Raw genomic sequence first — 13,046 nt, forward strand, 5'->3', positions numbered from 1 at the left:
ATATATAATTGCAGGAGGTGACAGCAATGGTCGGAATTCCGGTTCAGGAAGTAATGACGGACAGGTTCCAGAAGATCGACATCGACGCCCCGCTTTCTGAGGCAATAGGAATCTTCGAGAAGGAAGACCCCGACCTCATTCTGGTGTTTGATGGAAACCTGTACAAGGGTGTCCTCACCCAGGACCTAATCATTCGCTCCCACCTCAAGTGGGACCCGACGAAAGCTAAGGTTAGGGACGTTTACAAACCAGCTCCGGTTATAAAGCCTGATGAAGACCTCAGCAAGGCCGCCAAGCTCATGATTGAGGTTGACCTTCGCTCCCTCCCCGTTGGGGAGAGCAAAGCTGAAATCATCGGCGTTATAAACGATATAGCCGTCCTTGAAAGGGTCGCCGAGACCGAGTTCGGTAAGAAGCTTGTTGAGGAGTTCATGACTAAGGACGTCATAACCCTCAAGCCCGACGACACCGTCGCCAAGGCCCTTGCGACCATGCGCGACCACGCCATATCAAGGATTCCTGTGGTCAACGACGAGGGCAGGCTTGAGGGCCTCGTAACCCTGCACGACCTCATCATAAGGTTCATCAAGCCCCGCTTCAAGGCCCAGTACGGCGAGGTCGCGGGTGAGAAGATACCGCCCTTCAGCATGCCGCTCCGCGACGTCATGATCAGGGGCGTCATAACCATACTGCCGGACGCGAAGGTCAGGGAAGCAGTGGCAACGATGAAGGACAACGACATAGACGGTCTCGTGGTCGTCAACGAAGACAACAAGGTCGTTGGAGTCCTCACGGTGAAGGACCTGCTCCTGCCGATTTCAAAGATGACCGAGAAGGAGGCGAAGTTCTACCTCCAGCTCGGCGGTGACGCTTCGATACTCAGCGACTTCACGAGGGAGAGGATAATCAGCGACATAAAGCGCTTCGTCGAGGGCTATGAAGACCTCCTGGGCCAGGAGGGCATAATCTACCTCTACATCAGGCGCTTCCCCGAGAAGTTCAGGGGGGTCCACCTCTACCAGGCAAGGATGAGGGTCGTCACCGACAGGGGCGTCTTCGTGGCGACGGGAGAGACCTGGGGTGCTATCCAGGCAGTCCACGACGCCCTCAGGGCCATCGAGAGGCAGCTCCTCCAGAAGGCAGAGCTTGAAAAAGACCTCAGGTACGCCAAAAGGTTTATGGAGAAGCTGGGTCTCAGCTGAACTCTCTGAACTCCCTCTCGATTATTTTTCTCTGCTTTTCGTTCAGGGTCTCGGGGTTCAGGACGAGTACCATTGTACCACCTTCTGCCAGAACCCGGTCCTTTATGTTCAGCAGGAATTTAACCGCCTTCTCAAAACCGTTCTCAAGCATCAGGTACTCAAAGGCCTCGATGTACACTGTCTTATACCCCTGGGCCAGTGCCTGGGCAATAAGGTCCGTAAGGATGTCTATTTTTGTTGGAGCCATCGCATAAATCTGGGGTCTTTCCTCCAGCTTGCCTTCTTTTGCTCTGGTAATCCAGAAGACCAAGGCTTCTGGGTTGAGCGAGCTCTTGAGGGTTCTGAGGTCTTCCCTTGTTATGACGACGGTTCCGGGCCTCGACCACAGGTCTCCGAGGACTTTAAAGGCCTCCTCCCTGGACGAGAAAAAGAAAACCCCCTTCTCCGCGGGGGGCTCTCCGTCCATGCTGGGGGGAACAACCGAGTAGAACACGAACTTAACCGCTCCAACAGCCGCCATGAACCGGGATATTGCCCCAAGGAAAAACCCTATGGGGGCAAACCAATCTACGAACCTCGTGACGGGGTAGGTTATGTTGAGGGCGCCAAGCAAAATAAGGCCCCACGGGAACATTGCCTCAGGCGTTCCGCGAGAGATAACGTGTTTATCCAGAACCCAGCCGAGGTAGACAAGGGCGCCTCCAAGAACGAGAGATGGAAGTATTGACTCCTGAGTTGGGCTCTTGAAGACATCGGACGCGAGGAGGAATAGCCAGATGTACGAGGCAACGGCCAGAATGGAAATGTGAACTGTGTGCCTGAAATCCGTCTTTCCATACTTCAGGTGGAACGCCCCCCAAATCAGAAGAATCCCAAAGAAGAAGTTTGAAACTTTGGCGGCTATAACGTAGGCCTCTGGATTCACGTGAACTCCGAGGGGGTTTAGAACGTAATTCTCAACGTCAAGTGCGTTTATAAAGAACGCAGTGCTGATTAAAACCCACCCCTTGTCCCGGGTTTCGTAGGCCTTGTAGGCAACGGCGATGAAGAGGACCCACCTCGAAATAAAGTTGAGGTAGGGTATGAGGTTGCTTCCCGGAATGCTCATTTCTCCATCACCAACTTCTCCTGCCTCACTACCACGAGGCTGTTTGGCGGGACGTTGCGGTCAAGGATAACACCCGGCCCTATAAAAGAGTTGCTCCCAATCTTCCTGCCCGGATAGATGCTGACGTTGATACCAACCTTTACGTTGTGCCCGATTATCGCCCCGAGCTTGTGTCTGCCGCTGTCCTCGAGCTTGCCCTTAACCTCGACCTTCACATTGCCCCTGTCGTGCCTTAAATTAGCGGTTATCGTCCCTGCACCGAGGTTGGTGTTCTCACCTATTATCGAGTCGCCAACGTAGTTGAGGTGGGGAGCGTTGCTATTGTCCATTATGATGGAGTTCTTGACTTCAACCGCGTTGCCGATGTGGCAGTTGTCGCCAATGCTCGTGTAGGGCCTTATGAAGCAGTTCGGCCCTATCCTGGAGTTCCTGCCAATCTTCACCGGCCCGATTATATATGCCCCGCTCCTCACAACAGTCCCCTCACCGATTTCAACCGGCGGGACTATCGTTGCTCCTTCCTCGACGGTGCCCCTTATCTCGTGCCTGAGCTTGTTCTTCAGCAGGTACTCGTTCAGCTCCAGCAGGTTCCAGGGCCTCCCGATGTCGTTCCAGTAGCCGTCGTAGGGAACGGCTATGACTTTCAGCCCGGAGTCAATCATCAGGTTTATTGTGTCGGTTATCTCATACTCGCCCCTCTCACTTACTCCCGTCTTCTCAATGAACTTAAAGACACTCGAGCGGAAGGCGTAGATGCCGAGGTTGGCGTAGCCGGCCACTTTTCCAGGCTTCTCCGCTATCCGCATGACCTTCGGCCCTTCAACCTCCACCTTGCCGAAGTGGCTCAGGTCATCGAAGTGCTTGACGACCATCGCGGCGTCGGCCCTCTCCCTCCTGAACGCCGAGACGAGTTCCTTGACGGCCTCTTCCTCAAAGTAGATGTCACCGTTGGCCACTATGAACTCGTCCTCCACGCTCTCCCTCGCGCTCTCTATGGCCTTCGCCGTCCCTTCACCCGGCAGCTGCTCGACGTAGGTCACAGGCTTGCCCCTAAACTCGTCTCCAATGGTGCCGATAATCTTCTCCTTCTGGTATCTGACCACAATCACGAACTCATCAACGAACGGATATAGGTTTTCCATAACGTACTCGATTATCGGCCTGTTGGCGACCTTAAGGACGACCTTCGGCCTGTCGTCCGTTAGCGGGCGCAGTCTTTCACCCTTTCCAGCGGCGAGGATTACACCCTTCAAACTATCACCTCCAGAGCAAAGACGATTATAGGCACAATTCCGAAAGCAGTAAGGGCGAGTCTGGCCCTTTTCTCAGCTAGGGACTCAAGGAGATAAATAAGCACAAGGCTCACAAAGAATGCAGAGGCGAAGGCAGTGAAGGGAACCCACACGGGGCCCTCCGGCTCCCAGCTTCCGAACTGAAAGAGACGTAGGATAAAGTACGCCGGCGCCACCATAAAGCTCCACTGGAGGGCCTTTCTGGCGCTGTAGCCCGGCAGGAGGAGCGCGAGGGTTACAGCGCCGGTCCTCGTGAGAGGGCCTAAAACACCAACACCCTGGATGACTCCCGCAGAGAGGGAGTCAAGTATGCTCGGCTCTTCGGACAGCTTTCCGTCGAGTTCGCGGATCGGATTTCTCCGGGGTGTGGCCAGTGAAAGGAGGACTATGAGGGCACCAATAAGGGCGTTGACTGCCGAGGAGATTTTGGCTGAAAGGCCCCAGGAGAGCTTGGAGAGGGGGAGCCCGATAAGGGCCGTGAACAGAGCCGCGAAGAATATGTATTTAAGCTCTGCTTCATAGATTCCCTTCATAGCCTCGATGAGAAGTCTCGAAAACCTCTCCCTATAACGGAAGAAGACGGCGAAAGTTACGCCTAAATAGGCCGGGACAAGGAAAGATTGGTAGTTCCCAACGAGGACAGAAACAACCTCCCCCTCCGGGCTCAGGGGAAACCAGGACGCCAGCGCAACTGTTAGCCCGGAGAGGAGTGCTTCAACTAGTGTGTCCATAGTTATCACAGCATTTATTTGTTGCCCGAAAAAATAAACCTTTCGAGGTGGTCCAAATGAAGGTCACCATACTGTATGAAAACCACTCGGGCTTCAGAAAGGGCCTCTTGGGTGGGCACGGTTTTTCAGCACTTGTGGAAAGTAATGGCATAAAGGTGCTCGTCGATACTGGGACAGATGGAGGGGTTCTCCTCAACAATATGGAAGCCCTGGGAGTTGAACCCGACTCGATAGACTACCTCTTCATAACGCACGGCCACTACGACCACACCGGCGGTCTGAAGGCGCTCCTCGAAGCCCGCTCGAAACCGCTAAAGGTAATCGCCCACCCTGGAATCTTCCAGAGAAGAATCGCGCTGAAGCCCAAGAGGCGTGAAATAGGGATTCCCTTCACGAGAGAGGAGCTCGAGGGGCTGGGTGCCGAGTTTATCCTGGGGACGGATCCCTTTGAGTTCGCCAGAGGGTTCATGAGCTCCGGCGAGGTTGAGCGGGCCACATGGGACAGAGCTGTCGGATACCTCCCCGATGGGACGAAAGACCCCGTTAAAGACGACATTGCCCTGGTTGTAGACCTCGGCGATTCCGTTGCCGTGGTAACTGGCTGTGGGCATTCTGGCGTTATCAACATAGTAAGGCACGCCGAGAACGTTAGTGGAAAGCCGGTTAAGGTTCTGCTCGGGGGACTGCACCTCGCCGGTGCAAAGGAGGAGCTCCTTGAGGACGTGGCCAATAACATCAGCGCAAAGCTTTACGCCGGCCACTGCACGGGGCTTGAGAGCTTCGCCTACCTAAGGTGCAGGCTGGGAGAAAGAGTGGAGCCGCTGCACGTGGGGAAGGTGATAGAGCTTCAGGCTGTGTCTTTGTAGTTCGCTAAAAATGATAACTCACTCGGAATTCCTCAGCTTCAGTCATCGCCTGCTCATAGCCAGCTCGGATTAAATACCTTTTTAAATCCCATCTCCAACCTTTTCTCCGCGAGACGAAGGGAGGTGTGAGAATGAAGAACCCGTTTGAGAAGATGCCGACAGTCCTTACCGCTGATGAGCTCATCGATAAGGCCTTCAGAAGGGCCGAGAAGGCGGCCTCCGCCTACAACCCGCCGGGCGGGAAAGTGGCCAAGGCGAGGCAGAGGGAAGAGCTCCGTGTCAGAACGGTCTCCAACGTCGTCCGCGACAACCTGAGAAAGATACTCGACAGGACGCCAGGAGTTTCGACGCTTCCAAAGTTCTACCAGGAGCTCGTTGACACGCTCGTTGACAGAGACCAGTTCCACAAGTCCCTCGCGAGGGTCAACTGGGCTGTAAAGACCATCAGAAACCTTGAGCAGAGGCACGTCGAGAAGATACGCTTTGAGAGAGACCCCAAGGAGATAGCCAAGCTCAGGAGGGCCTTCTACGGCCGTGTTGCAGACATACTCCACGAGATTGACGACGACCTCCGCTACCTCAACCAGGCCAGAAACGTGCTGAAAGAACTCCCGGTGGTTGACCTGGAGCTCCCGACGGTGGTCATAGCGGGCCACCCCAACGTGGGCAAGAGCACCCTACTCAGGGCGCTGACCAATGCAAGGCCGGAGGTCGCGAGCTACCCCTTCACGACCAAGGGCATAAACGTCGGCCAGTTCGAGGAGCACTACCTCAAGTACCAGGTCATAGACACGCCGGGACTGCTTGACAGGCCACTCAGCGAGAGGAACGAGGTGGAGAAGCAGGCGATTTTAGCTCTGAAGCACCTTGGAGACGTCATCATCTACATCTTCGACCCAAGCGAGTACTGCGGCTTCCCAATTGAAGAGCAGATGCACCTCTTCGAGGAGATTTACAGCGAGTTCGGCGAGTTCCCGTTTATCGTGGCCATCAACAAAGTCGACATTGCAGAGGACGAGAAGGTCAGGACGGTTGAAGAGTTTGTTCGGGTAAAGGGGCTTGAGCCGGTTAAAATTTCGGCACTGACCGGGGAAGGCCTGGAAGAGCTCAAGAATAGGGTTATCGAAATCGTCGAGCCGAAAGCCAGGGAGCTCGCGAAAAAGATCATGGAGAAGGAGCTCTCAAAGTTCAGGGAGGGGCTCTAACTTTCTCCCTTCTTTCCGGCTCGGCACCGCAGTATGGGCAGAACTTAAGGTGGATGGGCTTTAGAGCACCACAGCTCTCGCACTTTTCTTTCAGCTCTGCACCGCAGTTGGGACAGTACAAGTAGTCGTCCTTTACGGGGAACCCGCAGTTGTAGCACCTGTCCTGGGCAATCCTCCTCTTGTAGACTCTTTCGGGCTTGAAGTACTCCTTTCTCAGGTAGTGGAGAGCCAGGAGTGTCGAGAACGCTCCGAAGAGACTAAGTCCGATAAGCTGAACCGTGCCCCATATCGCGGAGAGAAGAAGGTAGATGAGCAACAGCGACGAATACGCCACGAGAGAGGAGGTGTAGATGTTCTTGTATCTCCTGAGGAGCAGAAGCGACGCCATGAACAGTGGCACTGCAAACAAAAGCTTCAGCATGAGAACCTTGAGTTTGTATACCTCATAGGCCATTCCGTACTCCTCGTTTGCCTTCTCCCTGAGCTCCTGGATTTGTGAGCTGATTTCTTCAAGCTTCTCGTGGGTCTGCTCATAGGCGCTTTTTGCCCCGAGGTACTGACGGTAGGCCGTTTCATAGGCCCCCTTCGCTTTCAGGTACTCAGTCTTCAGCTCCTCGGTAACGTTGCCGCTCTCAAGTGCGACCCTGTACTCTTCCCTTTTGAAAAGGTAAATCCTCTCCGCCTCGGTCAAATTGCTTTTGGTCTCTTGATACGCCTCGAAGAGCTGTCTGTCAAGCTCTCTTAGGCGACTTTGATTTTCAAGGAGTGCATTCACACCGTATTTTTCCTGATAATGCTCATAGTTAGGCCGCTGGGGAATGTTCTCAAGCTCCCTCAGGAAGTTTATGCTCGCCAGAAGGAGAAACACAACAAACAGGCTCGCGAGAATTTTCTCGATGCGTGAATATTCCATCTGTCTACACCAAAACAAATAGGGCGCCAAAGTATAATAAGGCTTGCATAAAACTACGAAAAACTTCGGGAAAAGAAAGGAGTTCAGGCGTTCTCCTCCTTGAGGAGAACAGCGTTTACAACCCCGTCTTGGCCGGGCCTGCTGGTGACGACGGCCCTGCCGATTTCGGTCTCGATAATGGCACCCTTGGTGATTATGTTTCTCCTCGCGTACTGCCTGTTGGCCGGGTTCTCGACGACGTTGAGTATCTTGACCTTCTTGCCCTTTCCGCCGTCGAAGACGTTGGCGTAGAGGGCCTCGATGAGCCTGACCTTCCTGTTTCCGCCGTAGGTCCTGATTATCTTCCTCTTTTCCCTCTCCTCGGCGACTCTGGTGTTGGCGGGCTCCCTACCGAGCTCCCTCTTCCTCTTCTTCCTCGCGAGGACAATCCTTCCACCTGAGGGCTTTTTAAGTGACCTTCCCTGCCAGATAGCCATTTATCTCACCTCGATTAGCCTGATGAACCCATCGCCACTTTCGGGGGTTCGTTTATAAGCTTTTCTTAGGGACAACGCTTTTAAACGCTTCCGTCGTTACTAACTACGGTGGTGTTTATGGGAGCTCTTGATGCATTCTCCAAGGCCTTTTCACTCGTCGCCGAGAACAGGGGGGCGTACCTCCTCGTCCTCGTGGTGTTTCTGGCCCTCGCTATCCTCAATTCCGCTTTGTTCCCAGGGATTAGGGGAGGAGCCGTCCCGAGAGAGGAGATACTGCCGGACGTCGTTTTCGAAAAGCATGGAATGACTCACGAGTCCACAGATGAGCTGGTTCGCTACGTTGAGATTCGCCTTCTCTGGATACTCATTGTGGCCATTGTCCTCGCGTTTGTTGAGTACAGCATCGTCAGGACCTATTTCCTCTCGCTAGATGGTAAGGAGTACTCCATCTCTGAACTAATCGCAGAGGCCCTTCCCAAGATTCCTGTAATGATAATTGTAAACGTCCTTGCGTATCTAACCGGAATTTTGGTGGCATTGGTGCCGGCCCTTGTGATGATCGTGGGTGGACTAACACTGAATCCCTTCCTCGCGTTTTTCGGGCTTGTGCTGGTGCTCTTGGTGATTCCAATCCTTATAACGTACTACCCTCTTGTCGTGGCCACGTATGTGGACACAGGGAACCTCGGGGCGTTCATCGAGGCCCTGGGCCTTGTCTTTAGGAGGCTCCCGAGCAGTCTGGGCTACGGGCTCCTGACAATCCTTCTTGCCTTTGGAGTCTCCATAGTCATGGCACCCCTTGTGCTCCCCTTCACGTTGAGCAGCGAGCCCAGTGTTCTCGTGATAAGTCTCTTGGAGGCACCGTTTGAGGCGTTTTTCGTGTGCTTCCTCCTGGCGGGAGGGGTTCTGCTCTACAGGGACTTCAGGGGAACTGAAGAAAAGAAAGAAGAGCCCGTTTACTGATACCTTTTCTTTTTGGCCGCCTCGACCAGCCCCCTGAATACCGGCGCGGGCCTCATGGGCCTTGACTTGAACTCGGGGTGAAACTGGGTCGCTACAAAGTAGCTGTGGTCGGGCAGTTCAAGTATCTCCATCCTCCTCTCATCGTCGCCAGCTATTCCGCTGAAGACGAGGCCGGCCTCTTCGAACTTTTCAACGTAGTCCGGGTTCACCTCCCAGCGGTGCCTGTGCCTCTCGTAGACTACCTCCCTGCCATAGAGCCTCTTTGCTAGGGTGTTCGGCTTTATGTGAACCGGATACGCACCAAGTCTCATAGTCCCGCCGAGCCTGTCCAAATCTCTCTGCTCCGGCATCAGGTCAACGACCGGGTAGGGTGTCTGCGGGTCTATCTCCGTTGAGTGGGCACCCTTGAGCCCGAGGACGTTCCTGGCGAACTCGACAACGGTGAGCTGGAAGCCGAAACATATTCCGAGGAACGGGATGTCGTTCTCCCTCGCGTAGCGTATCGCCATAATCTTGCCCTCGCTTCCGCGCGCTCCGAAGCCCCCTGGGACGATTATGCCATCAACGCCCTCGAGGAGCTTGACGCCTTCCCTCTCGACGTCCTCGGCCTCTATCCACCTTATCTTCACCTTGACGTCGTTTGCCACGCTTGAGTGCTTTAAAGCTTCCTTGATGCTGAGGTATGAGTCGGCGAGCTTGACGTACTTTCCAACGACCGCGATTTCAACTTCCCTGTCAAGATTCTTGTACTTCTCGACCATCTCACGCCACTTCTCAAGGTCGGGCTCTCTCTCGGGAAGTCCAAGCCTCTTCACGAGGTACCTCGCGAGCCCCTCCTTTTCGAGCATTAAAGGCACTTCGTAGGTGTCCTCGACGTCGTAGGCGCTGATCACGGCCTCTTCCGGGACGTTGGTGAAGAGGCTTATCTTTCTCCTCGCGCTCTCCTCAAGGGGCTCCTCTGAGCGGGCGACTATGGCATCTGGCTGGATTCCGAGCGAGCGGAGCTCCTTGACGCTGTGCTGGGTCGGCTTGGTCTTCTGCTCACCCACCACTTTGAGCTTGGGCACGTAGGTCACGTGCACGAAGGCGACGTTCTCCCTGCCTTCTTCAAGCTGCATCTGCCTTGCTGCCTCAAGGAACGGCATTCCCTCGATGTCTCCAACGGTTCCACCGATTTCGACAATAACGACGTCGTAGTCCCTCGCGATTCTCCTGATGCGCTCCTTTATTTCGTTGGTGATGTGCGGGATGACCTGAACGGTCGCTCCAAGGTATTCGCCCTTCCTCTCTTTCTCGATGACGGAGGAATAGACCTTTCCTGTGGTTATGTTGTGGTCAAAGCTCAAACTCGTGTCGAGGAAGCGCTCGTAGTTGCCGAGGTCGAGGTCAACCTCACCGCCGTCGTCGAGAACGAAAACCTCTCCGTGCTGGTAGGGGTTCATGGTTCCCGCGTCGTAGTTGAGGTAGGGGTCAATCTTGATGTTCGTAGTCCTGAAGCCCCTCGCCTTCATGAGCATGCCGAGAGAAGCGCTGGTAATCCCTTTCCCAAGACCGCTAACAACACCACCCGTAACAAAGATAAACTTCGTCATGGTAAAACCTCCAGAGGTTATGTGGGGCTTTGATGGAAAGATGTTTAAAAAATTAACTCAAAGCTCGACCTCGACGCCGTCGTCCTCATCTTCCTGGAGCTCCCTTATCTCATAGACCTTCAGGGGGACTTTCTTCAGTGCTTTTCCAACGACGGCCTTGGCTATCCTCTCCGCGTGCTCTATCGTCTGGGCGTTGTAGACCTTGAGGGTAAGGTACATGCCGACCAGGCCGACGTTTCCGATCACGAAGGCGCTCTCGAAGTGCGCCCCGCAGACAGGACACTGGGAGTAGCCGAGCTCAACGCGGACGAAGTCGAGCTTCTCCCTGTTGAGCGCCTTTGTCACCTTGCTCACCGCCACGTTTATCGCGTCCTCGCTCGTCTCAACGTCCCGCACAATTATCGGGGCCTCCAGAACAACTAGGTAGTCTCCCATCCCTCTCACCTCACCCGAAGGCGAAGAGCCTGTCGTCTTCACCCTTAAACACACCGAGCCTCACACCGGCGTCTATGAACCCGTGCGCGTAGTTCAGGGCCGCGAAGGCCGTGACGTAGTCGCCTTTCTCGTAGTAGTACTTGGCGTCCTCAAAATAGCTCCTTGCCATAGTCAGGAAGTCCTTGGCGACTGCGTAGAGAAGGCTCTTCTCGTGGACGGCGACCTCAAGCCGCCTGAGTGCTTCTTCGGTGATTCTAAAATATTTCTGGAGCTTCTCATCGGTTACCTCGCGCCCCACAACTCTCGCCTCGGTCGTGGTTTGAAAGCCCTCTTATAAACCTTTACCCCGGAACTCTTAGAGGGCACTTTGACTAAGGCTTGGGAATGTTTTTGCGGAGTCGCCCTGGTGAAAACTACAGAAATCCACAACAGAAGGGTGTAAAGTCAGGAAAACCTACCATTTAATTGTGACAAATAGTTATACACACTATTATAAATGGTGCGTTATATGAGATCATACCAAAAATTAATTGTGGCAAAAGTATTATATACATCTCCTGTATATTATAGTTGAAATCTACTTGGGGGTAATAGAATGTCCAAAAGAAAATTGCCCACAATCGTCGTTAGCCTGGTTTTGATTCTTATGATAGTTAGCATAAGCGGATGCACAAGCGACACATCTTCAACAGAGGAAGCAAAAACTACTACAGAGACAACTTCAACACAAAGTCCAACACCGGCCGGGATATCTAATCCAGCAAAAGTTAGAGAGCCAGTAAGCGTTAAAATACGGAGTTACGACGATACCAAAACCGTCGAGGTGACTGTAGTAGATTACATCAGAGGAGAAAAAGCTAATGCAATGATAAAAGATGCTAACATGTTTAACGATGACCCTAAGCCAGGGCATGAGTACCTCTTAGTGAAAGTTCGAGTAAAATACACCGAGGGCAGCGAAACGCTAAGTGTGAATCCATTGGATTTTAGGGTAGTAATTGACGGGGCAATGCATGACTATGAATGGGTAGTTCTACCCGAGGAAACTCCCAAGTTAGATTCAGTTGATCTGCTTCCAGGTGGTAAGGTAGAAGGATGGTTGGCTTTTATGGTTCCGGAGAACCAAAAAGTACTCATAGCGTACCAAGAGAACATGTTCGATGATCCCCTTGCGTACATTGAAATACCAGAACGTTGATTGTTTGTTAGACGTGGACGAATTTTGTTTTTTGTTATCTACTATTTTTCTAAAAAGGCCCGCGAAAAGACTGTGAAAATACTATCCGCATGATAGACGAAAGCTTGCTCCTGGCGTTGATGGATTTAACGCCATCTGACATTAACTCAGAATAGTCTTGGCAACCTCCAAAGCGAGTTTAACCTCAAACTTTCAAAATAGTTTCTAATCCCATTATTAGCGTCCAGCGGACGCCATTGGAGACTGAAACACTCATCAAAAATAAGCAAAAAGGTAAAGATTCACACCTAGCAATTTTGAAATAGTACCTACTATTTCCGCCAGCGCTTGCTTTGCAAGGGCTGTTATGAACCTTCACATTAATAGACCTATTGCATGTTAATTGAGACCGTTAAATCCTAGTCAAATCTACGTTACATACGAATTCAATCAAAATTAATTTGTAACCAAAAATAATATAACAAGTAGAATACAAAACAAATACGCCAATTGTTCCCATTGCCCATGAGGTGATAGCATGGGTAGGACTGGTGAAATGATATTAGGAATTTTAGGAGGAGTGTTTGGAATAGTTGCAGCGTTACTTGTGCTATTTATTGGGGGGATTGGAGAAGCATTGGAGGTTTCAGGCGCCGAGACAGTGACGGAACGTGGGCTGGGTGCGCTGTTTATGGGAGTTCTTGGTATAGTAGGGGGAGCAATAGTCGACAAAAACAATAAAGTGGCTGGGGCCCTAATGCTAATAAGTGCCGTAGTTGGGTTAATCTTGGTAAGCGGGTTTTGGGTCTTGTCATTTATCTTGTTACTTGTAGGTGGAATCTTAGCTTTGAAAAATACAAGCTAATTATGTTTTTCCGATTTTTAATTTTTAAATGGCAGAAGGTTCCAATGACAATTGAGGGCGCCAGGACTGACTCTCAAAGAAGTATTCTTGGAGAATTTTGGGTTTTTGGTGGGCCCGCGGGGATTCGAACCCCGGACCTCCACCTTGTAAGGGTGGCGTCATAACCATCTAGACCACGGGCCCGCCCAGAGTAAGGAAAAGGGGGGAGGTTATAAAATTTT

Annotated in this window: 14 protein-coding genes and 1 tRNA gene; 6 read left to right on the forward strand and 9 right to left on the reverse strand. The window is 52.6% G+C overall.

The annotated features are described in order from the left end of the window. Positions 1 to 26: 26 nt before the first annotated feature. A complete protein-coding gene (locus ACZ5ER_RS06730) occupies positions 27 to 1,202 on the forward strand; it encodes a CBS domain-containing protein (RefSeq protein WP_050003188.1) in 1,176 nt (391 codons plus the stop codon). Here ACZ5ER_RS06730 and ACZ5ER_RS06735 read toward each other — a convergent pair. The 3 genes from ACZ5ER_RS06735 to ACZ5ER_RS06745 are packed head-to-tail and all read right to left on the reverse strand — an operon-like array spanning position 1,195 to position 4,333. Then, positions 1,195 to 2,310 carry a DUF835 domain-containing protein gene (locus ACZ5ER_RS06735; protein WP_464934077.1) on the reverse strand — a complete coding sequence of 372 codons (1,116 nt, stop codon included), beginning with the start codon at positions 2,308 to 2,310 and terminating at the stop codon, positions 1,195 to 1,197. The two genes, ACZ5ER_RS06730 and ACZ5ER_RS06735, sit on opposite strands and share 8 nt — an antisense overlap. After that, the gene (gene glmU, locus ACZ5ER_RS06740) at positions 2,307 to 3,563 is read right to left on the reverse strand and encodes a bifunctional sugar-1-phosphate nucleotidylyltransferase/acetyltransferase (protein WP_464934078.1); all 1,257 of its coding nucleotides are present in this window, start codon (positions 3,561 to 3,563) and stop codon (positions 2,307 to 2,309) included. Before glmU ends, ACZ5ER_RS06735 begins: the two co-directional genes overlap by 4 nt. Then, the gene (locus ACZ5ER_RS06745) at positions 3,560 to 4,333 is read right to left on the reverse strand and encodes an undecaprenyl-diphosphate phosphatase (RefSeq protein ID WP_464935136.1); all 774 of its coding nucleotides are present in this window, start codon (positions 4,331 to 4,333) and stop codon (positions 3,560 to 3,562) included. The genes glmU and ACZ5ER_RS06745 overlap by 4 nt, the downstream gene beginning before the upstream one ends. 56 nt (positions 4,334 to 4,389) lie before the next feature. Here ACZ5ER_RS06745 and ACZ5ER_RS06750 point away from each other — a divergent pair, with 56 nt between their 5' ends. After that, positions 4,390 to 5,199 (forward strand): MBL fold metallo-hydrolase, encoded by an 810-nt coding sequence (locus ACZ5ER_RS06750; protein WP_464934079.1) that lies wholly within the window; start codon positions 4,390 to 4,392, stop codon positions 5,197 to 5,199. 131 nt (positions 5,200 to 5,330) lie between these two features. Then, a complete protein-coding gene (locus ACZ5ER_RS06755) occupies positions 5,331 to 6,404 on the forward strand; it encodes an NOG1 family protein (protein ID WP_050003193.1) in 1,074 nt (357 codons plus the stop codon). Here the strand turns inward: ACZ5ER_RS06755 and ACZ5ER_RS06760 are convergent. Further along, entirely contained in the window at positions 6,388 to 7,317 is a 930-nt protein-coding gene (locus tag ACZ5ER_RS06760) for a zinc ribbon domain-containing protein (RefSeq protein ID WP_464934080.1), read from the reverse strand. The two genes, ACZ5ER_RS06755 and ACZ5ER_RS06760, sit on opposite strands and share 17 nt — an antisense overlap. Before the next feature lie 83 nt (positions 7,318 to 7,400). Next, positions 7,401 to 7,793: a 30S ribosomal protein S8e gene (locus tag ACZ5ER_RS06765; RefSeq protein WP_050003195.1), complete on the reverse strand. Its 393-nt coding sequence runs from the start codon at positions 7,791 to 7,793 to the stop codon at positions 7,401 to 7,403. A 108-nt stretch (positions 7,794 to 7,901) separates the two neighbouring features. Between ACZ5ER_RS06765 and ACZ5ER_RS06770 the strand changes: the two genes are divergently transcribed. Beyond that, positions 7,902 to 8,756, forward strand: coding sequence for a hypothetical protein (locus ACZ5ER_RS06770; protein ID WP_464934081.1), 855 nt, complete (start codon positions 7,902 to 7,904; stop codon positions 8,754 to 8,756). Here ACZ5ER_RS06770 and pyrG read toward each other — a convergent pair. From pyrG to ACZ5ER_RS06785, 3 genes are read right to left on the reverse strand one after another with little or no spacing between them, the layout of a single operon-like run. Further along, entirely contained in the window at positions 8,750 to 10,348 is a 1,599-nt protein-coding gene (gene pyrG, locus ACZ5ER_RS06775; protein WP_050003197.1) for a glutamine hydrolyzing CTP synthase, read from the reverse strand. The genes ACZ5ER_RS06770 and pyrG overlap by 7 nt on opposite strands. 57 nt (positions 10,349 to 10,405) lie before the next feature. Next, complete coding sequence (locus ACZ5ER_RS06780; protein ID WP_050003198.1) at positions 10,406 to 10,783, reverse strand: DUF555 domain-containing protein; 378 nt, start codon at positions 10,781 to 10,783, stop codon at positions 10,406 to 10,408. Positions 10,784 to 10,793: 10 nt separating this feature from the next. Then, entirely contained in the window at positions 10,794 to 11,081 is a 288-nt protein-coding gene (locus ACZ5ER_RS06785; protein ID WP_050003199.1) for a DUF357 domain-containing protein, read from the reverse strand. 297 nt (positions 11,082 to 11,378) lie between these two features. Between ACZ5ER_RS06785 and ACZ5ER_RS06790 the strand changes: the two genes are divergently transcribed. Continuing rightward, positions 11,379 to 11,981: a DUF4352 domain-containing protein gene (locus ACZ5ER_RS06790; RefSeq protein ID WP_050003200.1), complete on the forward strand. Its 603-nt coding sequence runs from the start codon at positions 11,379 to 11,381 to the stop codon at positions 11,979 to 11,981. 517 nt (positions 11,982 to 12,498) lie between these two features. Beyond that, positions 12,499 to 12,825: a DUF4064 domain-containing protein gene (locus ACZ5ER_RS06795; RefSeq protein WP_050003201.1), complete on the forward strand. Its 327-nt coding sequence runs from the start codon at positions 12,499 to 12,501 to the stop codon at positions 12,823 to 12,825. A gap of 106 nt (positions 12,826 to 12,931) precedes the next feature. On the opposite strand, the gene ACZ5ER_RS06800 is transcribed toward ACZ5ER_RS06795, so the two are convergent. Beyond that, positions 12,932 to 13,008 (reverse strand) — tRNA-Val (locus ACZ5ER_RS06800). Between the last annotated feature and the right edge of the window lie 38 nt (positions 13,009 to 13,046).

The organism is Thermococcus marinus, assembly GCF_055389025.1.

Excerpts from the sequence above, each read along its gene's own strand:
- ACZ5ER_RS06730 (WP_050003188.1), top strand. The coding sequence starts at position 27 with ATGGTCGGAATTCCGGTTCAGGAAGTAATGACGGACAGGTTCCAGAAG.
- ACZ5ER_RS06735 (WP_464934077.1), bottom strand. The coding sequence starts at position 2,310 with ATGAGCATTCCGGGAAGCAACCTCATACCCTACCTCAACTTTATTTCG.
- ACZ5ER_RS06745 (WP_464935136.1), bottom strand. The coding sequence starts at position 4,333 with ATGGACACACTAGTTGAAGCACTCCTCTCCGGGCTAACAGTTGCGCTG.
- ACZ5ER_RS06750 (WP_464934079.1), top strand. The coding sequence starts at position 4,390 with ATGAAGGTCACCATACTGTATGAAAACCACTCGGGCTTCAGAAAGGGC.
- ACZ5ER_RS06755 (WP_050003193.1), top strand. The coding sequence starts at position 5,331 with ATGAAGAACCCGTTTGAGAAGATGCCGACAGTCCTTACCGCTGATGAG.
- ACZ5ER_RS06760 (WP_464934080.1), bottom strand. The coding sequence starts at position 7,317 with ATGGAATATTCACGCATCGAGAAAATTCTCGCGAGCCTGTTTGTTGTG.
- ACZ5ER_RS06765 (WP_050003195.1), bottom strand. The coding sequence starts at position 7,793 with ATGGCTATCTGGCAGGGAAGGTCACTTAAAAAGCCCTCAGGTGGAAGG.
- pyrG (WP_050003197.1), bottom strand. The coding sequence starts at position 10,348 with ATGACGAAGTTTATCTTTGTTACGGGTGGTGTTGTTAGCGGTCTTGGG.
- ACZ5ER_RS06780 (WP_050003198.1), bottom strand. The coding sequence starts at position 10,783 with ATGGGAGACTACCTAGTTGTTCTGGAGGCCCCGATAATTGTGCGGGAC.
- ACZ5ER_RS06790 (WP_050003200.1), top strand. The coding sequence starts at position 11,379 with ATGTCCAAAAGAAAATTGCCCACAATCGTCGTTAGCCTGGTTTTGATT.
- ACZ5ER_RS06795 (WP_050003201.1), top strand. The coding sequence starts at position 12,499 with ATGGGTAGGACTGGTGAAATGATATTAGGAATTTTAGGAGGAGTGTTT.